8 protein-coding genes are annotated in these 24,055 nt (G+C 30.7%); all 8 read right to left on the bottom strand.

What is annotated here, in order from left to right:
- Window positions 1–62: 62 nt before the first annotated feature.
- On the bottom strand, window positions 63–836 hold the full coding sequence (locus tag ACWPW6_RS04125; protein WP_272682998.1) for a thioesterase II family protein: 774 nt from the start codon (window positions 834–836) through the stop codon (window positions 63–65).
- A 16-nt stretch (window positions 837–852) separates the two neighbouring features.
- A complete protein-coding gene (locus ACWPW6_RS04120; RefSeq protein ID WP_249999960.1) occupies window positions 853–5,169 on the bottom strand; it encodes a thioester reductase domain-containing protein in 4,317 nt (1,438 codons plus the stop codon).
- A gap of 56 nt (window positions 5,170–5,225) precedes the next feature.
- Window positions 5,226–6,470 carry a condensation domain-containing protein gene (locus ACWPW6_RS04115; protein ID WP_249999957.1) on the bottom strand — a complete coding sequence of 415 codons (1,245 nt, stop codon included), beginning with the start codon at window positions 6,468–6,470 and terminating at the stop codon, window positions 5,226–5,228.
- 56 nt (window positions 6,471–6,526) lie between these two features.
- Window positions 6,527–8,119 carry a (2,3-dihydroxybenzoyl)adenylate synthase gene (locus ACWPW6_RS04110; RefSeq protein WP_249999955.1) on the bottom strand — a complete coding sequence of 531 codons (1,593 nt, stop codon included), beginning with the start codon at window positions 8,117–8,119 and terminating at the stop codon, window positions 6,527–6,529.
- A 34-nt stretch (window positions 8,120–8,153) separates the two neighbouring features.
- On the bottom strand, window positions 8,154–8,375 hold the full coding sequence (locus ACWPW6_RS04105) for a phosphopantetheine-binding protein (protein ID WP_154635567.1): 222 nt from the start codon (window positions 8,373–8,375) through the stop codon (window positions 8,154–8,156).
- A 44-nt stretch (window positions 8,376–8,419) separates the two neighbouring features.
- Window positions 8,420–11,446: a type I polyketide synthase gene (locus ACWPW6_RS04100; RefSeq protein ID WP_249999952.1), complete on the bottom strand. Its 3,027-nt coding sequence runs from the start codon at window positions 11,444–11,446 to the stop codon at window positions 8,420–8,422.
- An 85-nt stretch (window positions 11,447–11,531) separates the two neighbouring features.
- Window positions 11,532–19,418 carry a condensation domain-containing protein gene (locus ACWPW6_RS04095; protein ID WP_454209341.1) on the bottom strand — a complete coding sequence of 2,629 codons (7,887 nt, stop codon included), beginning with the start codon at window positions 19,416–19,418 and terminating at the stop codon, window positions 11,532–11,534.
- A gap of 45 nt (window positions 19,419–19,463) precedes the next feature.
- Entirely contained in the window at window positions 19,464–23,960 is a 4,497-nt protein-coding gene (locus tag ACWPW6_RS04090) for an amino acid adenylation domain-containing protein (RefSeq protein ID WP_249999948.1), read from the bottom strand.
- Window positions 23,961–24,055 lie beyond the last annotated feature (95 nt).

Genomic DNA, 24,055 nt, shown 5'->3' with positions numbered 1-24,055 from the left:
TTACCTTATTTCTAGTAAAGAATTGAATCGAAATTAAGTTTATAACTCAATGAATAAAGAAATTAAACTTCAAGAATATTCTTGAGTCTAGTAACAATCGTATCCAATAACATTTTTCTGACTACTGGCTGATTTAAGTAAAAGTGTCCACCAGGAAATGTATAACTACCTAACCACTCCGTTGTATAAGTTGCCCACTTATTAATAGCGTCATGATTTATAATTTCAGAGTCTCTTTCTCCATAAAATGCCATTACAGGAATGTCAATTGAGATGGGTGGAACATCAGATAATTTATCATTTAGCTGAAAATCATTTCTTAATATTGGCAAGAAAAAATCAAGGATCTCAGGATTATTAATTAACTCTTCAGGTATACCTTCATAAACCGAAATAACCTTTAAAAACTCCTCTTTAGGTAATAAGTGATACCCTTTTGGCCTACGGGATAACATTGAGGTTTCCGGTCTGCCACTTAAAATAATTAACTCTAATGGATTATCATGATTTTGTTTTTGCAATTGCTTAACGACTTGTAAGGCAATAATACTACCGACACTGTGCCCAAATACAGCAATCTTTTTATCACATTTATTGATAATACCATTTGTAATTTCATCAATTATTATTTCAGGGTCATTCACGAGTGCTTCTTTCAGCCGACTACCATGGCCAGGATATTCTACAGGGCAAATATTTAACCAATCAGGTGTTATATCATTCCATTTATTATACATAGCAGCATTGCCACCTGCTGAAGGAAAACAAACAAGATCAATAACAGCATTAGCCTTACTTTTAAAATGATATGGGAAAACAGAACTATTAATCATCATATCTCACTTAATATTTTTAGTTATAAGAACGATTACGTTTCGAAAAACAAATTAAAAACTCAATATATTTATCAAAGACATCATTAGAAATTTCTATTTCTTCTAACTTAATATCATTAATAACATTTCCATTATCCAACTGTGTAAATTTAGAGTTTAAAATGTCATGTATAAACCCAAGAGAGAATGATGCCGCAGATTTAATAACCATACTACTATTAATCTCACTAGCATACTTTTTTAATGTATCCAACCACTCTTCCATTAGAACAGCGTTTAACTCTATTCCCTTTTCTCTTATTTTATTTACTATCTTATTTAATGATATATTTTGTGGATATAAAACATGATAGTTTTTGCCTACCCCTTTAATTTCCTTACTGATCATATTAATCGCTGTTACACAATAGTCTACAGGTATAATATAAGATAAAAATGCATCCGGTAATAATGGGAATTTTTTAATTTCAATTGATGCAGACAAAAGCATAAGTAAAGAGTCATTAGGATTTAATTGACCTGTAGATGAATCTCCCCATACTCTTGGTAGCCTATAAATGTTTATAGGAACACCTTTTTTTCGTGCATTATCCATCATTTTTTCAGAAGCCCACTTACTTCTAATATAGCCATTTTCCGGTAACATATCTTCGGATAGCATTTTAGACTCATGGATAATATCAACTTTCCCAATAATTCCAGCAAGCACTGAAACTGTTGATATATGATGTATAGGCTTTAACTTAATATGTGTAGCAAATTTAATAATATTTAATGAACCATTTACATTTGCACCCGACATTCTAGAATAGGTATTGGCCAAGTTAACATTCGCACCACAATGGATAATACTATCAATTTCCTTAGATAATTTATTATATAATTTGTCTTCTATTCCAAAGTTTGATATTGAAAAATCCCCTAAGACTATCAATATTCGTTTTAGATCATTCTGTGAGAACAAATTATAGTTAATCAGATTATCATGAACTCTACGTGTAGCATTATTAACATCATCGCCTCTAACTAAACAATATATATCAGCGGACGTATTTTCAATAAGCTCCTTAATGAAGTAAACACCGACAAATCCCGTACTACCTGTTAATAATATTTTCTTAGGCGAACTGACATTTTCCATTGGCAATAAATGATTAGTCGCTATCGAATCATCAAGAATACAATCAGAAGTTATGTTCTGCTGATTATTTTTAATATCGCTATTGTTTAGCTCTTCGATCCGCTTCGCGAGTTCACCTATACGGCTATTGTCATATACAAGTTGGAATGGTAGATCCATCTTGAATTTTTTATTTAGCCTTAACATTAATGTGGTAAGAGTTAAAGAATTTCCGCCTATTTCAAAAAAATCATCAAAACTTGAAATGATATCAGTATTAATTCTTAAAGTTTCAGCGATTTCATTAATAACGGCCTCTTCAAATTCTGTTTTTTTACCATCACATAAAGTTTGACGTTTTACTCTAGATGTACAATACATTCCCTTTAATTTAGCACGATCGATCTTTTTATTAATAGTAACTGGCCAATTTTCTATAAGGTGTAATTCACTGGGGATCATATAGCTAGGTAATATAGGCCTAAGAATATGTTTTATTTCTTTTAAGTCTATGTTTTTACCCTCTGAAGAGAGTAAAAATAAATAGAGTTTTGTATTATTTAATACATTTTCTGAAATAATAACAGCATCTTGAAAATTAAAGCTTTTTCTAATAATATTTTCTATCTCTCCAAGCTCAACTCTGAAACCTCTAATTTGAACTTGCTCATCATTTCTTCCCATAAAATACAGCATATTATCACAATCATAGTATGCCAAGTCTCCTGTACAATAACCTCCATATTTAAAATTTCGAGAGGTTAAATCTTGGTTATGTAGATAACCTAAACCAACCCCTTCACCTGTGATTAAAATTTCTCCAACAACCCCCGCAGGTAAAAGATTACCCTCATTATCAATAATTTTAATTTCCGTATTTGGTAAAGGATAACCTAAGGATAATGAATTTTTAGTTTCATGAATTGGGTTGTATGTCGCCATTATAGAGGCTTCAGTAGGGCCATATAGGTTATAGAATGATTTAGAGGGTTCAGTTATCCAATCACTAGCAAAGTTAACAGGGCAAACATCCCCGCCTGTTAATAACATATCTAACTCATTGAGTTCATTTTTATCGAGATGAGTAATAATGATAGGAGGTAAAAATGCAAATTGTATTCTTTTATCATTTATATACTTAACTAGTTGACTTAAGTCCTGTCTTTTTTCTTCAGGGATAATATTTAAACAGCTACAACTAACGACGGATAAAACAAGCTCTAAGATTGATGCATCAAAGTTTATTGATGAAAATTGCATCGTTTGAGCAAACTTCATCTGATTATTCATTATGTTCTTACAGCTTGTAACCAATGATCTCATACCATGATAGGTATTAATTGCCCCTTTAGGGGTTCCTGTAGAACCAGATGTATAGATAATATAGGCAACATCAGAATTATCTAAATCCAATACTATTTCTCTATTTTCGATAGAACTATCAACCAATTTTAGGTCATTAATAAAAATATATTCAATATTTTCAAATATTCTATCAGTACTATTGGTAGTAATTATTCTTCCTATCTTAGAATCTTTGACTATATATCTTAATCTTTCAGGTGGATAAGATATATCTAAAGGTAAATAGCAACCTCCGCACTCAAAAATAGCAAGCATACTAAGAAATGAATCGATTCCCCTTTCCTGGTAAACGCCTATTACTTCACCTTTTTTAATAGCTAGTTTATACGCTATACTTTTTATCTTCTCTGAAAGCGCCAAATACGTATATGTGTTAAACTCATCAGAAATAGCGTTTTTATAAGGATTTAACTTAGCATTTAAATGTATTTCTTGATTTAAGCTTAGTTGATGAGGAAGATTCTCCCCTTTTAGCTTAGGATATGAATTGGATAAGTCCTGCAATAACTCCCTAATCGTTAGGTTAGGACTTAATATTATAGCTCTCATTAATTTCAAAAATATCGAAACTATATTATCTGCATAGTCATCAGCTAAATAATGACTAAAATAAACTAGCTCCAGTTTATACAAATTACACTTGAACACGATAGGAAAATCAACTCGTGTTGGCTGATCTATAAATTTAAAATCTAAACCTAAAAGATTGCCTTTATTTTGACTGGTATCTTTAAAGTGTTTTTCTACACTCACAATTGTGTCAAACAATTTTTGATCTATTTTATTATTACTTTCTATTCTTCCTACTTTTTCTAAAATCTCATTGATAGGTAAATAAGAATAGCTATAGCTTTCCATTAATTCATTTTGTACATACTTTAAAAAATCAGTTATGTTTTGTCTATCATCTACACCAATAATGATTGGGATACTGTTAATTAGAGGACCAACGATTTCATTTCCTCTCACCAAATCAATAGGTCTTTGAGATACCACACTTCCAAATACAACTTTATCAATGGAACATAATAAACTTAGCAGTATTGACCATGTCGCTGAAACAAAAGAATTTTCAGTTATTCCACATCGCGCACAAAATGCCAATATTCCCTCTGTAACTTCCTCTTCAATATATAATACCTTTTTCCCGAATATTTTTTCATGATTAGTGATAGTTTGAGGCTTCATAGATAGCGGAAATTTTGATACCTGCTCAAGCATTGCGATTTTTTTATCCCAGAATAAATTGGCTTGATTGAAATCTAACTTTCTATACCAATTAATATACTTTTTAAAACTGACAGGTTCCGACAATTCTAGGAAACTTCCATTTGATAGTGCTTGATAGATTTTTGTAAATTCTTTAGTTAGTATTTGGATTGACCATCCATCTATAATAGCATGATGAATTGTTAATATGATATCAAATGTGTTTTCTCCTAATATAAAAACAGTTATTCGCATCAATGGTGGGACTTTAAAATCAAAACCTTTTTTAGCATCATATTCTATATAATCATTGATTATATCCATTTTCTCTGAGTGTGAATATCCCTTTATATCTTTTACATTAACTTTAAAAGAGAATTTATTTAAAATAACTTGATGAATATCTTTCAGTTGTTCCCACAAAAAAGCAGATCTTAAACAATCATGTCTTTCTATTAATAAACGCCATGATTCTTCGAATAAATCTATTTTAAAATTGCCTGTAACTCTTAAATGAGACTGTTCAACATATAATTCCAGATTACTACCGGTGATAGCAGAGTTTATTAATGCTTTTTGCATTTTAGATGGTATAAATATTTCCTGTATATTATCTTGTTTTTTTTCTTTATTAAGCATAATCATAACTCCACTAGGATTTTAAAATTGTGTTATATAGAACAAACCACCATCAATTAACTAGTTATTAGTTTTATTTCTTTATTTATTAACAACATTAAATCATTAATTAAACTTTCTGATATAGCGGAAACTGCAAAATCAAAATCTATCGATAAATTACGCGTATTAGTGAGCTGTATTCTTATATCTAATGCCACTTGAGGTGTTTGCGTTAATCCAGAATGGTAATAAAAACTTGAGTCATATGGTTCGACTTTCCAAGAAAGGGCATTAGTAATAACGATAGGAAATGGTATGCTATTTTTAAATTTACTGCATAACTCTCTAGCAATCTCTATCCCTGAATATGAGACATGATTTAATCCATTCATGGTGTCAGATTGTATATTTTTAGCATTATTGACTAATGAATCATCATTAGTTCTGTAATATAGCGGAATGATTGTTGATAAATTTGATAACTCCTTATTGTAAAGAGAAAAGGAGATAGGTAGACCCACATAAATATCTTCACGTTCACTTAATGTGCATAATGATTTCAAAATTATAGTGTTTATTAAGGAGTTAGGAAAAATAGCATTTTTTTTCGCGTAGCCAGATAACTCATCCCATCTATTTTTTTTAATTACAATATTAGATCTTTTATATCTTGAACTAGGAATTTCTTCTAAATTGGTCTTCCATGGAAAGCTAATTTTACTTATTCCTTCTAACTTTTTTAGCCAATATGCTTTATCGATATCTTTAACTTTAAAAAGGTTATCACAATCTAATAAATTACTGCTAACTTGAGGGGAAACTGACTCTATACCGGTTTTATTTTTTCTATATAAAATTATAATTTCATTTATAATTGAAGATATAGAATAACCATCTAAAATTAACCCATCGAAACTAAATAAAATAACAGTATGATAATCAACATCTAACTTTTTATTTAATTGAATAAACCACACCCCCCAAGGTGATTTATTCGATTCATGTTTATAATGAGAAACCTGCTCTCTGAGTTGTTCTATCTTTGATAATGTCTCTGTCTTTATATCATTTTGATAATCTATTATTTTTAAGTTTAGATCTAAATCTGTGCTTTCCTTCTGTGAAAATTTTTTATGGTCAATAACGATTCTCAATGCATTATGCTTTTCTACTACCTCTCTTAAGCAATTTTTAAAAACATCAAGATCCACATCTCCTCGATATTCTCTAAAATCGTGCATAGCAACGCCGCCTAATGGCAAATAATTTTGCCTTCCCAATACATATGCAACTTGCAATTTATTTAATTTTCTTTCCATCTTATTAAGATCCGTATTGTTATGTCATATTATCGTTTCATACCAAAAAACACGGCTTAACGAATAGCTTTTTTATTTATCTTTCCAACTAAGGTATATTCAAATGAGGAAACGACTTCAATTTGATCTGGGAGCTTATGCCATACAACACTTTTATCTAATAAATATTTTCTAATTTGCTGAAGTGTTAATATCTCTTCGCTAAAAGTAATTATATACGCTTTTATTTTTTCACCCAGCAAATAATCCGGAATACCAACAACAGAAACATCTTTAATCGATGGATGGTCTATAAGTAATGACTCAATTTCACTTGGTGAGATTTTCTCCCCCCCCTTATTAATGATTTCTTTTAATCTTCCCGTGACGACAATATTTAAGTTACTATCGAGATATCCTATATCCCCAGTTTTATAGTAACCATCATCTGTAAAAGCAATCTTATTAACGCTAGGTAAATTATAATAACTATTTATTGTATAAGGTCCTTGAGTAATAATTTGTCCTATTTCTCCTAATTTTAATTCTTCACCATTCTCATTAACAATTAATATTTTATCATCTTGTGATATTTTTTTACCTTGAGTGTATAGTATTGTTTCTAGGTCATCATCTAATCGTGTATAGTTAACTAATCCTTCCGCCATTCCATACACTTGTTGTAATGTTACATTAAATTTATTGATAAAATCTCTAGCAATTTCTGGTAAAAATTTCGCACCTCCTACTTGTACTATATTAAGGCTAGATAAATCAAACTGATCATAACAACTTGAATTAAGCCAAAGAATAACCAATGATGGCACTAATGATACTTGGTGTATTTTATGTTTTTCTATTAAAGGAAAACAAATCTCAGGAGCAGAAGACTCACTTAAATAAACCGTTGCACCTGCATAAAAAGCACCAAGAAAACCTGGTGAACTCATTGGAAAATTATGAGAAACAGGTAACACCAATAATATTTTTGTTTTTTCATTTAACCCACATATTTTAGCGCTTTCTCTTACTGAATATAAATAATCATCATGTGTACGTGGGATAAGTTTGGGAATATCGGTTGTCCCTCCAGATAATAATAGAAATGCTACTGATTCAGGACTAACGTCGTTATAATCTAATATACCATTGTTTTTTTCTCTCATTAATTTTGAAATTAAAGATGAGTCAATGACTTCTGCATATTTTAGGCTATTACATTTATTCATGAAATGAATATGGGAGCATTCATTTGACTTTCCATTTGAATATTTAATATATCCTATAGCATTACTCGTATTAATTATATTTTCAACTTCATATTCTCCATACCCATTCAGACAAAAAATTGGTCTGGCTCCTGCATAAAAAATACCAAAAACGATAATAAAGTACTCTAATACATTAGGTGATTGTACTAAAATAAAATCATCTTTACGTATCCCTTTCCTTATTAAATAGCTACCAAATATAGATGAGTATTTAAATAGCTCCGCATATGTTAACTCTCTATCATTGTCAACAAGTGCAATATTATTTTCATATTTCCGAGTACAATTTTTTAAAAAGTCGATTAACGTTTCACCTAACCAATATCCTCTCTTCCTATACCTTTCTATCCTTGATTGGCTATACGAAACAAATGGTAGGTCATCTATTATAGTATTCATATATTAGCCTTCATCTTAATAAGCTATTTAAATATTAGTTATGATTTTCAATTATTTTTAACCAATCATTAATGGTAGGACTACTAACAAACTCGGCATATTCAAATTTTTTCTTAGTTAATTCAGTCAACTTTCCTAGTATAAACATCAACGCTAAAGAATTGAGGCCAAACTCTATTAAGTTAGAGTCATTTTTTACTTCATCTACATTGATATCTAATAATTCTTTTAAGTAATTGCGGATAATATTTTCCATTATTTACCTTATATAAAATAGAAGATTCACACTATAAAACAGCATCAGTCTAAATTTAGCTGCTTAAATATATTTGACATATCATCAGCATCAATAACATCTTTTATATCTTTATCCTGCTCCTGTTCTTTTTCATTTTTTTCTTTACTTAAATAAATATGCTCAACTAAATCTTTTATGTTAGAGTAAGATAATATGTCTGATAAGTTTACTATTACACCATGATTTTTATACTCTCGTGTTATTTCTAATGCTTGGAGAGAATCGCCTCCTAATAAGAAAAAATCATCTTGTTTAGTAATGTCATTATTTATAATGACTTTTCTCCAGATCATTAGCGATAGTTCTTCGAGCTCATCCCTTGATTTTATTAATTTTGATTTATTATTACTCGAATTGGCGAGCTGCGGTTCTATTTCTGTATTATCAGGAACAATCCAATAACTTTTAGAATCTAAATTAGCGACAGGTAGCTCTACGACATAACTCTTTGGAATAAAATCCGAAAAATTTACATTGACCCCCAATGACCATATTTCCCCAAGGGCATTTAAAATATTTTTTTGCTCAACACCATGGCCCCTATTCGATACTGAAACAGTATAAATATCTTTGTTATTCATCAATGAAATAGCCGTTAAAGCGTTCTTAGCTGATAAATCAATAAATATAGGAGCACATTCTCTCTCTAATATATGTTGTGTTAAGCTATTGATACCATCTGAAAAATGAACAGTTTCTCTTAAATGTTTTATCCAATATTCACTATTAGTTAATGTATTCTTTGTTAGTATTTCACCTGTCAAATTTGATACTATAGGAATAGTCATTTTCTTGAAGTTCACTTGTAATAAATATTCTTTCCACTTATCGATAATGTTATTCATTAATTTGCTATGAAAGCCTTTTTTGACATCTAACGGTTTACTTTTTATTTCAAGCTCATTCAAATAGCTTATCGCCATATTAATATCATCAGCTTTACCTGAGATCACAAATTGTGTTGGACTATTAATAGCTGCAATATCTAACTTATTTTTGATTTCTTCTGGGAAGATATGAAAGATTTCATGATTAGAAAATATGACCAGCATCATTCCTTCGGGGGTGTCATTCATTAATAACGCCCTAGCGGCAATACATTTGACAGCATCATCCTCATTAAAGGCTCCCGCAATATACGCAGCTGATAGCTCACCTAAACTGTGCCCCATCAGATAATCAGGAGTTATCTCATAAGATTGCAGAACCTGACTTAAACTTGTTGAAATAATAAACAGTGCTGGCTGAGCCCATTTAGTTTGAATACTTTTCTCCAAAGCTTCATCTCTTATATCCTCGCTTGGAAATAGGATCTTACGAATATCTTCCCCCAAATAAGGTTCAAACTTCTGGCTAAGCGTATCAACACTATTTCTAAATAATTCATTCTCCTCATATAATGTTATGTATACATCAACAAAATCAGTGCCTTGTCCAGGAAACAAAAATACAACCTTATTTTTTTCAAGCGCTTTTCTATGGTATGTCATTTCAGGGGCATAATGAGTCGCTTGTATTGAGTCTGTGACTGCATATGTTCGATAAGCATATTCATGTCGGCATAGTCCTAATGTATACGCTATTGCATTGAGCTCACTATCATTATACCTCTTAAAAGAGTTTATCGTTTTGTTGACGTATTCCCTTAATGCGCTTTCACTACGGTCTGACCATAACAGCAATTTATGTTTGCATTTTGTCTTAGATATAACTAACTCATTTGGAAGGTAATCCTTTGGTGCTGAAGCTAAAATAGCATGTGCATTCGTTCCCCCAAAACCAAAAGAGCTAACTCCTCCATATAAAATTTCTTTTTCTGCTTTAAACTGGTAATTATTATCACAAATAAAGAATGGGGTATTGGCTATATCCAGTTGAGGATTAGCTTTAGTATAATTTATAGTCGCCGGTAATATTCTATTTTTTATCGCTAAAGCCGCTTTAATTATCCCCGTAACCCCACTTGTCGTATCCGTATGCCCTACATTTGATTTTATGGAGCCTAAAGCACAATACTGCCTTTTCGTTGTAGCAAAAGCCGTACTTAACGCTTTAACCTCAATAGGGTCACCAAGATATGTTCCTGTGCCATGCGCTTCAATAAAATCAATATCATCTGGGTTAACTTTAGCGGCTTTAAAAGCAGCTTTGATCACCTCGGATTGTCCATGTATGCTTGGAGCTGCTATATTCAAGCTATCGTTGCCATTATTATTTATCGCACTTCCTTTAATAACCGCATAAATATTAAATCCATGTGCGATAGCATCCGATAAACGGCATAAGGTAATCACCCCAACGCCATCGGTAAATATTGTGCCATCTGCCTTTTCATCAAAGACTTTGCATTGACCATCAGAAGATACAGCTCCACCGGGTGTAAATAGATACCCCGTCTTGCTCACCGTGGGGAGCGATGCTCCCCCGGCAAGTGCAAAATCGATTTCTCCCCTTCTTAAATAGCCACACGCTTCATGTATTGCGACTAAAGAGCTAGAACATGCAGACTGAATTGTGATAGCAGGACCAGTTAGGTTTAATTTGTAAGCAACCCTAGAAGATATAAAATCTTTTTCGTTTGCCAACAAAATTTGCATTTTATCTCGACTCAGAAACTCGTTAGACTTAAAGATATTCAGAATTAAATATGTATTGATCGTGCTTGTAGCAAAGACGCCCGTTTTAAATCCTGACTCTGTAGGATATGGCAGCCCAGCTAAATCTAATGCTTCTAAACAGCACGTCATAAATAAGCGCTGCTGTGGATCTGTTAACATTGCTTCTAATCTATTCATTTTGAATAAGTCAGCATCAAACATGTCTTTTTCATGTAGCATTCCACATTTTGCGACGTAACTTATATCGTGGCATACATCAGCATGTTCTGATTTCTCTAACTCTTCGATAGCGATATCAGATATAGTAGTGCCACCATTAAGTAGAAGCTCCCACAGCTCAGGAACCTTAATATTATTTGGGTATCTCCCTGCCATTGAAACTATCGCAATATCATTGCTGCTATATTTCATCTTTTTTCCTCAATAATTATTACGCATAAACGATTCATTGCATTATCATTTAAATTAATCATGTATTAACTTAAACAAGATTTATTTATTCATCATTTTCAGCTATTAATTGGATAATATGCGTTGAAAGTTTACGGAGAGTTGAAAACTGTAATATATCAACTAAGCTAATATTGATATTAAGAGTGTTATTTATAGAGCGATGAAGTCTTGTTAGATCGATTGAGGTTAGCCCCAACTCAAAGAAATTATCATTAAAGTTAACATCATCTATAGATAGAATAGACTTTATTAAACTAGCCAAAGTATTGTCGATACTTCTCTCTTCATTAACTGAAGGACTAATGGCTACCTCTTCTAAACTAGATCTATTACTTATGCCAATTAAAAAATCTTTATTTTGATCTTTAATTGACATTAATACATTAATTCCCTCTGTTTTATCAACTAACTGTAGACCTATTTCATGTAAAAGGTCTCTATCTTGTCCTTTCCCCATTCCTATCCCTTCCCAAGCACTCCAACCAATCCATGACATAGAATAACCATTATTTCTTTTATCTTGGGCATACCCTAATAACTCGCTATTAGCAGCAATATAAGGTCCTAGCATTGGAGAACTTTTGAATACCGCCACTGAGCCAAAAAGTTTAAACTGTATATTTTTACAAGACGTGGGATACAAAATAGACATTGTTTTGCGTAGATTTTCTATTGCAAATACCTTAGGTATTCTTGCTTTATTAAGCTTTTCTACAGAAATCTCTTTTAAAAAAGAAGGTTCAAAAATACCGGCTAAGTGATATACATATTTAGGTGGCTTTTTATGTAAAAAAGATTTAAATGTTACTATTAAACTTTTCAAATCACTACAATCTGTTTTAATCCAAGTTAATTTATCTCTATTCTTAATTACGTACTCAGGTTCATCACTTCTGCCGATAAGGATTATATTCTTATACAGAGGCATTATCTTTTTTATAATTAACTGAGCAATAGCGCCACCTGCGCCTGTGATTACCACATAATCATCAGGTTCAGTATTTTTTATTTTTGATATGTTTTTGATATTCCCAATATTAATATCAGTTAACTTTTCTAACTGATATTGATGACTTTGCTTATACCAACCAGAATCTAAGTTTTTAGGAAAAATTAAATCTAATGAAGATTTTTTTTGTATTACAATATTATGTTTTAGTGAACTCTCAGACGATATACTCGTTAATAAACCGTAGATTAACCCTGCCATTTGCTCGTTATCAGTAACACAACATAGAGTGATATCTTTTAGTGTATTTTCATTAATAATTAAATCAATAAATTCAAGTAAGTCACCTTCATTTTCACATATAGTTCTTCCAAATATAATACCGTTATAACTATTCGTTTCTAATGATTTTTGCAATTCACTCAAAGGTATATTCTTAATATTTTTATGTGTATCAATAGCATCACCTACCGATAACCATTTCATATTTTGTAGATTTTCTGTATGCTCAGTGACAACCCAATCTAAATTAATTAGATTTAGCCTATCAGAATTAGATTGAGTAATTGCTGTTAGCTCGCCATCAACACATTTTTGAGCCATTTTGGCTCTTTGAATCTTTCCACTTGTTGTTTTCAGAAAGAAACACTTCTGAAGAGGTATAATTTTGTTGATATATAATCCTATACTCTTAAATAATAACTGTGAGATTTCAGTATTAATGATATCTACTGCCACTCGGCCATTAGGAACATAACAGACAACTATCTCTTCTTGATCATCTTTTTTTATGCTAAATGCTGCAATATAAGTACTTTCAATTCCTTTTATTTGTTCCAACTGTTCTTCAATCTCATGGCAAAAATAATTTTTACCATTAGCTATTAACATTTCTTTTGTTCGCCCAACAAGATACAAATTACCGTTTGCAATAAAGCCATTATCACCGCTATCAAACCAACCATCTTCAGTAAATACAGAGTTGTTTAAATCTTTCTGCTTATAATAACCATTCGTCACATTTGGGCCTCTGATTTGGTAATGGCCTACCTGAAATTCCTCTAATACACTATTTGTATCATCAACAATTCTTATTTCTACACCCGGAATGACCTTTCCCAAAGATGTAAATAAGCTTGAGCCAGCCTGAATACTATTCTGCTCATTAAAATTGAGACAGTTAATTGATATTTCAGGATCATCTTCATGTCCATACGTAATACATGTACAACTTTCAGCCATCCCGAAGCTTGGAGTTAACACACCTGAATTTAATCCCAATGGCTTAAGCAATTGACTAAAACTTTTCAGTGTTAGCCCAGAAACCATTTCCCCCCCAGTGACTAGCTCCTTCAAACTAGAAAGATCAATAGATAAATTAGAATCAAAAGATTTATTCATCTCATTTATAACGAGCTTATATGCAAAATTCGGTGCCCAGCTATGAGTCACTTGATATTTTGATATCAATTCTAACCATAACAATGGTTTCTCTAGGATTAGTGGCGTTGAGATATGGATTTGGTTGCTACCAACGCAAACGGCTCTCATATGATATAACCAAAGAGGACCGATATGATCCATTGGTAGCCAGTTTAATAAAATATTCTTCTCATTGTAGTCACGAGCATGGCCACTTAAAAATACGTATGAAGCTAACGCTTCATGACGTTGATTAATCGCTTTAGATTTTCCGGTGCTCCCAGACGTCAGTTGATAGAATGCTGTATCTTCAGGTAATGGTTCTATTAATTTAAAATCTTTATTCTGAGCAGATAACTGAATATTTAAAAATTTAATCTTCTTATGTCTTTGGCATAGCGTTGTCATTTCACTCACCAATTCACCATTAGTGACTATCGGCGAGTAATCAAATAGTCTACAAGCATCTATTAATTTATAGCAATTATCATCACTTTCAAAATCAAGTGGTTTAGCAACCGTGATAGGAATAATTCTAGCTAATATAGCTCCCCACAATAAGCAAAAATATTCATTATATTTTTCAGGTATTAAAATAATAACATCACCACTTTTAAGTCCTGAATTATTTAGTTTTTTAGCAAACTGAACACTTTTTTCATATAATTCATTGTACGATATAAAAGTCGTGCCGTAGTCATCAATAATAGTAATTCCATTTGTTGAGTGATTTTTAGCCGTTAATTTGAGAAATTCCGGTAATGTTTTAGGAAAGCATTTAGGTATATCAATATCCCCTGTCTTTTGATATGCTGCATTTCTTTTATTTAATTTAATATCTATCAATTTTTCATTTTTAGAAATGCTATTCAGTAACATTAACAACATATCAATTAGCTTAACGACTTCATATTCTTTAAAAAATGAATCATTATATTCGACAAGAATATCTAAAGTGCGACTATCTATCTGAGCTGTTTGTAAAACCAATTCAAACTTAGCTTCACTTTCACCTAAATAAGCTTCAACATGAGTATCAACACCTTGTATATCTAAATCCCTATAATCTATATTTTGGTGAACACACATAACTTGCATTAAAGAAGATATTCCATCTCCCATTTTTCTTGTGCTTGCACTATTCACAATTTCATCAAAAGGTAGATCTTGATACTTTAATAAGTTTCTTCTTTCAGAGACTAAAGATAATAATATCTCATTAAATCCTAGATTCGGATCTATATCAATTTTAACTGGAATAGTATTAGCTAAAAAACCAAGAATATTTTCGCTTTCTGAATGTAGGTGTCGCCCAGCGGAAACCGTACCAATAAAATAATGATTAACGTTTTTCCAGACTGCCAGTACACAAGCAAAAGTCGTCAGTATAATATCATAAGGATCAATATTTAAATTTTTATAATTCGAATCTATTATTTCATTAATATTTAATGAACAACGTCTTCTAACTACTTTAGAGATATTACGGTCACTACTTATATCTTTATTAAAAAGCTTGCCGCCTTTATCATTCTGAAGGTAATTTTTCCAGAATTTTTTTAAAGTTGATTTTCGACTATCCTCGCCAATCCTATTATTTAACCAATTAGCATAATCAACATGACGGTAAGGTAATGATTTTAAGATTTTTCCATTATATAACTCACTTAGCTCCTTAAACAAAATAGCGATAGACCATCCATCTGCTATAATATGGTGCATACAAATGACAATTGCACTTTTTTCCTGTTTAGTGTCTATTAACGTGACTCGCATTAATGGTGATTGTGATAAATCAAAAGGGATATGATGCTGTTCATACAGTTCATCTTTTATTGCCTGCTCAAAATCACGCTGTCCTACAACTTTATAAATAGGAAAAATATATCCAGAGTCATTAACGAAAACTTTAAATTCACTAATACCTTTATCATCAACAACTTCAATAAAACGACTTCTCAACGCATCGTGCCTATTAATTAGCTCATTTAATGAGAAAGTCAATTTTGATAAATCAACATGACCTATCATAGTTAATGAAAAAGTCATATTATAGCTAATAGATTTAGGTTCTATACTTTGCAAGTAGAATAGCCTTTGCTGATTAAATGATAAGTCATATAGATTATTTTCAGAGTGAATCTTATCGATATTGACACTATCCTTTTCGCTTTCAGATATTAAGCTTGCTATCCCTTTTATTGTCGGAAAATCAAATATATCTGATAAATTTATATCTATACTGAATTTTGTTCTAACAATACTTAACAATCTACTTGCTAATAATGAATGACCGCCTAATCTAAAAAAGTTCTGATCTATACTTATTCTGCCATCAAATCCTAATAGCGATTTCCATATCTGCTCTAATTCTTGTTCTATTAGAGTTTCAGGAATAATATCTTTTGCTGTTAACTCATTTTTGTAACGTGAATCTTGTAATATTGTAGTGCATGCTATTTTATCTATCTTGCCGCCTAGTAAAGTGGGAATTTTATTTATTGATACTATTAAACTAGGAATATGTGTTTTTGGTAGTTTTTTATTTAATTGAGCGTAAACATATTCTTTATCCCGTCCATCTGATAATTCCAGTAAAACAGCTAATATTTTTTCATCGTTAGAGTCTGTTACTATTGAAGATAAACATTGCCTAACACCATCACATGATAATAGAACACGATCAATTTCTTTCAAATCAATCAAAATACCACGAACTTTCTTCCTATCATCTTTGCGGCCTATAACAACGAGTTCATTTTTACTATTCAAATATGCGTAATCCCCCGTTTTATACCATAACTCATCATTATAATAAAAAAAATTATCTCTTTGTTTAGCATTAGCTTTTAAGTATCCGTCACATAAAATACTGCCTGTTACCCACAATTCTCCAACTAACCCTTTAGCTATAGGCTTTTCTTTTTTATTAACAATCATAGCTTTACTATTAAAAACAAGCTTACCTGCTGGAATAATTTCATTTTTTTCATTCTCAATAACATTATAGCAGGTTAAATCGGCACTCATTTCTGAAGAACCGTATATATTAAAAACCTTAGCTTTAGGAATGTATTTTTTAATTTTATTTACAACATTTAAGCTAAGTACTTCACCACTAGAAATAAGTTTCCTTATTGCCATTATATAAATATTGTTTTCTTGCAGTACTCTATACATTTCCAAAATAACTGACGGCGTTAATGTAATATTATTAATGTTATTCTTAATGATATAAGCAATTAAATCTTCTGGGTGTCTTCTTATATCATCATTAGCAATATATAGAATTTTCCCCAAGACTAAAGGCAAAAAGAGTTCAGCATAAAAATCAACGAAACTAACCGATGTTTTCAATAAAAACTTATCATCATCATAAAATGGGTTAAGTTCATTAAACCAATATATTCTATTAAGCAAACCATATCGTTTGTTTAATAATAATTTAGCGTTACCTGAAGAGCCTGATGTATGTATCATATATGTAACCAATGTTTCTTTAATATTAAAGGCTTCTTCTGCATTTCTATTACAATTTGAAAGCAACTCATTGATTAATAAGCAAGGCGTATCATTATTAATATCGTCTAATAAATCACTATTGGTAATAATAAATTTACACTCAGATTCATCTAATATACTTTCAATTCTCTCCGACGATTCATTAATATCTAATAAAAATATAATACCACCACATTTTAATATCGATAAACAACTGATGACCAAATCTATCCCATAAGGTAAAAGTACACCAATGATAGGAGAAGGCGTAGATTTCAATTCATTTAAACCTCTCGCAATACAATTACTTTTCTCCTCAAGGTAAGCGTAACTATACTCGATATCACCATCAACAATAGCTATCTTGTTGGGACTTTTACTTGCATTATCTCTAATTAACTGAGTTAATGGATAGTTATTAAATTCATAGGCAGCACTATGTAATTCAGAATATTCATATGAGCTAGGAAAAAGTGCTAACTCATTTAAAGTAGTGTCACTGTGTTGCTCTATAAAATTAATTAAAATATGATTTATACTCTCTAAGAGTATTTTTGCAAATCGTTTATTAACTTTATTAACCTGTATATTTAATTCACACTGAAAGCCTCCAGATTTTAAGTTGGGCCTTACCCAAAACTCGATATCTGTTCTATTCGTTTCAAGCTCTTCAAGTTGATGGTTACAAGACTCAATTGATAAGTATTCATTTTCATATTTACCTTCAAAAATAGAATTATTATAAATAAAAGTAAACTCAAATAGTGAGTGTTCACCTTTTTTTCTGTCAGGATTCATTTTTTTCACTATTGATTCAAATGGAATATGTTGTCTGATAAAGTCCTGTGTTATTTGTTCATGAGTTGCTATTAACGCATTAGAGATAGTGTGTTCTTCATTATAATCAAATCTTAATAATAAAGGATTTACAAAGTTACCAATGACACTGTTAAATTCAGCTAAATGACGATTAGAAACATAGGTACCAAAAGCGATATCACCTGTTGTTTTAAATTCATTTAAAACAATCTGCAATGCGACTACAAATACTGTATATAATGTTGTGTTATGCTTTCTAGCTAACACGTTTAATTCACTCACTTGCTCAGCAGTTAAGTCAAAAAATAGTGATGAATTATCTTTTTCAGTTGATGATGTTATATATTTATATGGTAACTCCATTGGCCTAAAGCTATCTAGTCTTAACTGCCAGTAAGTTAATCCATCCTCTAAGTAAGATTGATATTCATCACTATTTTCCCAGATAGCATAGTCTAAATAATCTAACTTTAGATCTTCTAATTGATTTCCTTGATAAATCTCAATTAATTCTTTTAATAAAATATCATATGAAACACCATCAAATATCATATGATGGCTTGTTATAAACATATAATAAAGTTCTTCAGAATACTTTATTATTGACACAAAAAATAGAGGACCAGATTTTATGTCTATGACTTTATTTTGTTCTTTGAATTTTATTTCACTGAACTTTTCTTCTTTTTCATTATTGCTAAGTTCGGAAACATCAATAACGCTTATTTTTATCTCATTCTCTTTCAGTACGATACCTGGATAGCCATTAGTATCGCTAATAGATGAGTTTATTACTCTATGCCTTTTAATTATTTCTTTAAAGCTATAGTTCAATCTAGTGATGTCTACTCTTCCTAAAACTCTAAACACTAATGGAATATTAAAATTTTTATTTTCTTTCTCTGAATCTAATTCCATTTGGTACCAAATACCTCTTTGTGATGAGCTTAATGGTATTACAGAATCTTTATTGAATATTTGCTTATGACATTCGGGTATAATTGTTTTTATCTGTGAATCTATATAATTAGCCATTTCATGCAATAATGGATACTGTAATAACTCACTAATTCCAACATCAACACCAAATCTCTCTTTTATGAGAATGCTTAATCTGATGAGTGAAATTGAATCACCACCGCTGGCAAAAAAGTTGTTTTCTCTATCATTATTCGCTACCTCTAATTCTTCCCACAATTCTGATATTATTTTTTCTGTTTTAGTATATAAGTATGACATCCGTTTATCCCCTTTATGGAGTAACACAATTTGATGAGTTAATATTTATTTAATCCATACAGTAGTACTATCAGGATTTACAAGTAGCTTTTGGATATTTAATACATAGGTAGCTAATAATTTTTTTGCTTCATGGGAGGTTGATTTTGTTTTATCGTAATTTAACATTACAGTAAGTTCATTGCTTTTACCCTGCCAACACGACATTTCATAAATTAATCTTACTTCATTACTCACGATATTTAGTTTTTCCATTTTAGCATCACCAAAAAACAGTTCGTCACTATAATTTGGTTGCATGATAAAGCATGCTTGACAGAAATCATTAAATCCATTTCTTCTTCCTATCCCCCCTAATGTTTTTATAATCTTAGAAAGTGATGGCATTGGATACTTAATGACATCTGAATAGTCTTCTTGTACTTTTTTAACCATATCATTAAGGGATATTCTTGAGACTCCACTCACTTTAAATATAGGATTATGTATAAAAAGTCCTAACATAGACTCTGTATCCGGATGGTCCCTTCCCGAATCAGAAATGCCTACAAAGAAATTTTCTTTTTGGTATATGCTAGCAAGAGTTAATTGAAAGATACTAAATAACACAATAAATGGAGTCGTATTTTTCTGGTGGCAAAACTTATTTAATAACTCAGAAATATCTTTGGGTATTGTTGATTCCTCTATCATTGACTCAGGTTTATCCTGATTGTTCACCTCAATTAAGTGCACACCATCCTTAATGACACCTTCCCAATATTTAATATTTTCATTCTCTTCTTTTAATAGCTTATTTTTCTTCCAATAAACGTAATCAACATAATTTATATCATGCTTTATCACTTTGTTAATATTATTGTAGATATTTTCAAGTTCATTAAAAAACAGTTTTACAGACCATCCATCAAAAATAATATGATGGAAATTAAAAAGATAAATTTGTTTTCCATTAGATAAAGGAATCAGGTGTACTCGCCAAGCATATTCATTAAACAAATCGAATTCACTATTTTCAATTTCTCGAATTTTACTTATTAAAGATGATTCATCAATAACCTTCTCATAATAAATTGGTAAAGGTTTGTTTTTATCAACATATTGGCTCAATCCCTTAGACGTTAGAGAAAAGAGTAGTGAAAGCGCAATATGATGACTTCTTAAGTATTCTAACGCATTTTTAAGTTTATTTTCTTCTAGTTTTTTATTAGATTTTAACCCAAAAACAATTCTGAACTTGATTTTTCCCGATGACAATTTTTCTGCCAACCATATGTCTTCTTGGTTGGGAAGTAATGGATATTCACTTAAATCTATATGTGCTATTTTATTTTTATCATTCGTTTTGCTTTGCAATTCTTTGATTAAATGAATTTGTTCATCTATTTTTAGGTTCATTAATAATTTAGCGAAAGGTATTTGGACAGAGAAGTGATTAAATATTTCTGTTGAAAGACTTATTAATAATAACGAATCTCCACCAAGTGAAAAGAAACTATCATTTTTATTTTCTATTTTTTTATTTAACAATCCTTCCCAAATCTCACAGAGCATGACTTCTTGTTTTGTTTTCATGCTTTCATCTTTATTTTTTAACTTCCCCTTCGCTGACTTTAAATAATCTTCGGTGATGAGAGTTAACTTTTGATAATCTACTTTTTGATTCTTAGTTAACGGCAACTCATACAACTGAATCCATAATGAAGGTAACATACTTACTGGCAATACTTCTTTGCTACGTTGATATAGTTCATTATCATTGATTTTCGGGATATTAGGACGCAATACTAATGCCGCCGTCAAACTTCCTTTATATAAATAGACAATAGCTCGGCTAACTTCGATAAACTCTTCTAGTTTTTTCTGTACTTCCCCACATTCAACTCTGACTCCTTTTATTTTTACCTGCCCATCCTTTCTTCCTATAAATTCTATTCTGCCATCAGGATGATATAGCCCGAGGTCACCGGTATTGTATAGTCGTTCTTTCGTTATTGGGTGAATAATAAACTTTTCTGCTGTACGTTTGGGATCATTCATGTAGCCTTGTGCCAATGACACTCCTCCACAATACATTTCACCGATAACCCAATCAGGAACTTCTATCAATTGCTCATTTAATATATAATATGAGCAGTTTTGAATTGGATATCCGTATGGTACACTTAACCAGCTTTCTTCATCTTTAATTCTGTTTGTGATATTCCACATAGTTGTTTCTGTAGGACCACCTACACTATATGCAACAACATTAGTTGAGCAATATTTCTCTATTCTTTTTAGAATATTAGTCGGTATCCAATCCCCTCCCATTATAATATTTTTTATGCTATCTAATGTATATCCTTTAAATTCACACCAGGTAAATAGCATATCAATAATCGCGGGAACTGAAACAATATAGTTAACGTTATATTTTTTTATAATATTAGACCACTCTTCAGGATCTTTTCTTTTATTTTCTTTAGGTAGTATTAGTACACCTTTTTGTATAAAAGTTGCCAATGTATCAAATACTGACATATCGTGATGTAATGCTGATACCCCTAATACGATCGGCCTTTCAGAAAAATTTATTAGTTTTTTTATAGAGTAATCTATCGCATTATTAACGCCTTTATTATTTACCATTACCCCTTTGGGCACACCTGTAGTACCAGATGTATACATGATATAAATAAGATCTTCTTCTGATACAGAATAGCCCGGTAGTGTTCCTGCCAATGGTATATACTCACTTTCAATAACCATTTTATTTTTTTCGATATTGAAAGTTTTTATATTTATACTCTGACTTATTAAGTCTTCTGTTTCATTATTTATAATAATGAGGTCTGGTTTTGCATCTTCTAAAATATCAAAAACTCGACTTTTAGGCTGCTCAAGATCTAATGGTAGATATGTACACCCTGAAGCTAATATTCCCCAAACACAAATTATCTGCTCGCAACTTTTTGGTAATAATATTGCAATTATCTTTTTACTATTTTTGTTCTGATTAATCAGTTTACTTAAATGTCCACCTAATACACATACTTGTTTGTACATTTCTTGGTAGGTGATTTTTTTTGTTTCACAAATAAGTGCATCCTCATCTTGACATGATGAGCTTTCCATCATTTCTGAAAATTGTCTAAAAATAGAATTACTTGAATAGCCTACTCTATTATTATTTATTTCATATCTTTTTTCTTTTTGTTTAATCGGGAGACCGACAACATTTTCTTTATGGATATATTCTTCATAAGTATCACTAATAATAGCAGTGACTAGATTAATAAATATTTCGAACATGCTCTCTATGCAATTATCGGCATAATGATTTTTATCGTAATCCCATTTAATGGTCAATGCACCTTGATAAAACTCATGCCGACAGTCTAACTTTACATTTGGTGTATGTGATATATCATATTTTAAATCACCAAATAACTTGTATTTAATATCATCTCTTAATTTATCTAGCCCATGACTCAATGTAAATACGACGGGATATATGTTGATAGATGACTGATTATTTCTTTGTGATATATGTCTTAATATTTTATTACTCGACACTTGGGAAAAATTTAAGTCATCAATATACTGTTTATGTATATAATTAACTCTATCTTTAAAGGCTGTTCCTGTAGGAAGGTCTAGATTTAATATTAGATATGATGAGAACTCTCCAGCTATATCATTTATTTCTTTATTATAAAATGGCCGTGAAAATGTGGGAATATTTATACAAAATTTATTTGAGTCATTCCAATAATTAATGACTTCACAAAAAATACTTAGTAACAAAATGTCTATATTGGTATTAAGCTCGCGTGCTCTTTTTTTTAGAATATCGACATCTTTATTACTAAGTTTTTTTTCTAATTGTGAAAAGTTATTAATTTGACCTTTATTATTTTGAATGGTTTTGATAGGTAAGTTAGGTGGGAAACTTGTGTGACCTAGGCGGCTATACCAGTAATCTAAAATCTCGTTATCAACAACACCTTCTTTTTTAGAATAAAAGTCTTGTAGATAACTTTTATAGTTATAGCTAATATTAGCCATGTTCTCTTCTGAAAAATAAAACCTAGCCAAATCTGAAAGTATAATATTTACACTGTAAGCATCTATAGCCCACATATTTAAATGCAGTATGAATTTTGTGAACTCATCATCCTCAATTAAATAAATATTATACTGTGGGCCTTCACAACAATTAAATTTCTTATGTGAAACTTCATTTCTTAATGATATATAATAATTTATTTTCTCATCCTTTTTTAAATCTCTAATATCAATATAGTGAATTTCTTTAGGGTATTTTATTATTGTTTGCTGTCCATTATTTAGTGCTACAGCACTAAGCATGTCATGCCTTTCTAACACCTTGTCCCATGACTGCTTAAATTTTTCTAAATTCAATTCTGTTAGATTATACTCACAATAGTATTGGATTCTTGAATTATTCGTTTGTGTATAATCAGTTATACTCATCCAATATGCTGTTTGCATATCAGACATAGGAAAGGTATCCCTAGAATCTGAACGGTAATCCATCTATATTAACCTTATAGAGTTGACAGTAGTGTGTGATTTATGAAAATAAGAATTTATTTTATGGTGTGATTTTAAATCACACCATTTTTCTTAAT

Source organism: Providencia sp. Marseille-Q8014 (assembly GCF_965112055.1).
Note: the sequence above shows the minus strand (reverse complement) of the source record. Positions and strands in the feature narration are given on the sequence as shown.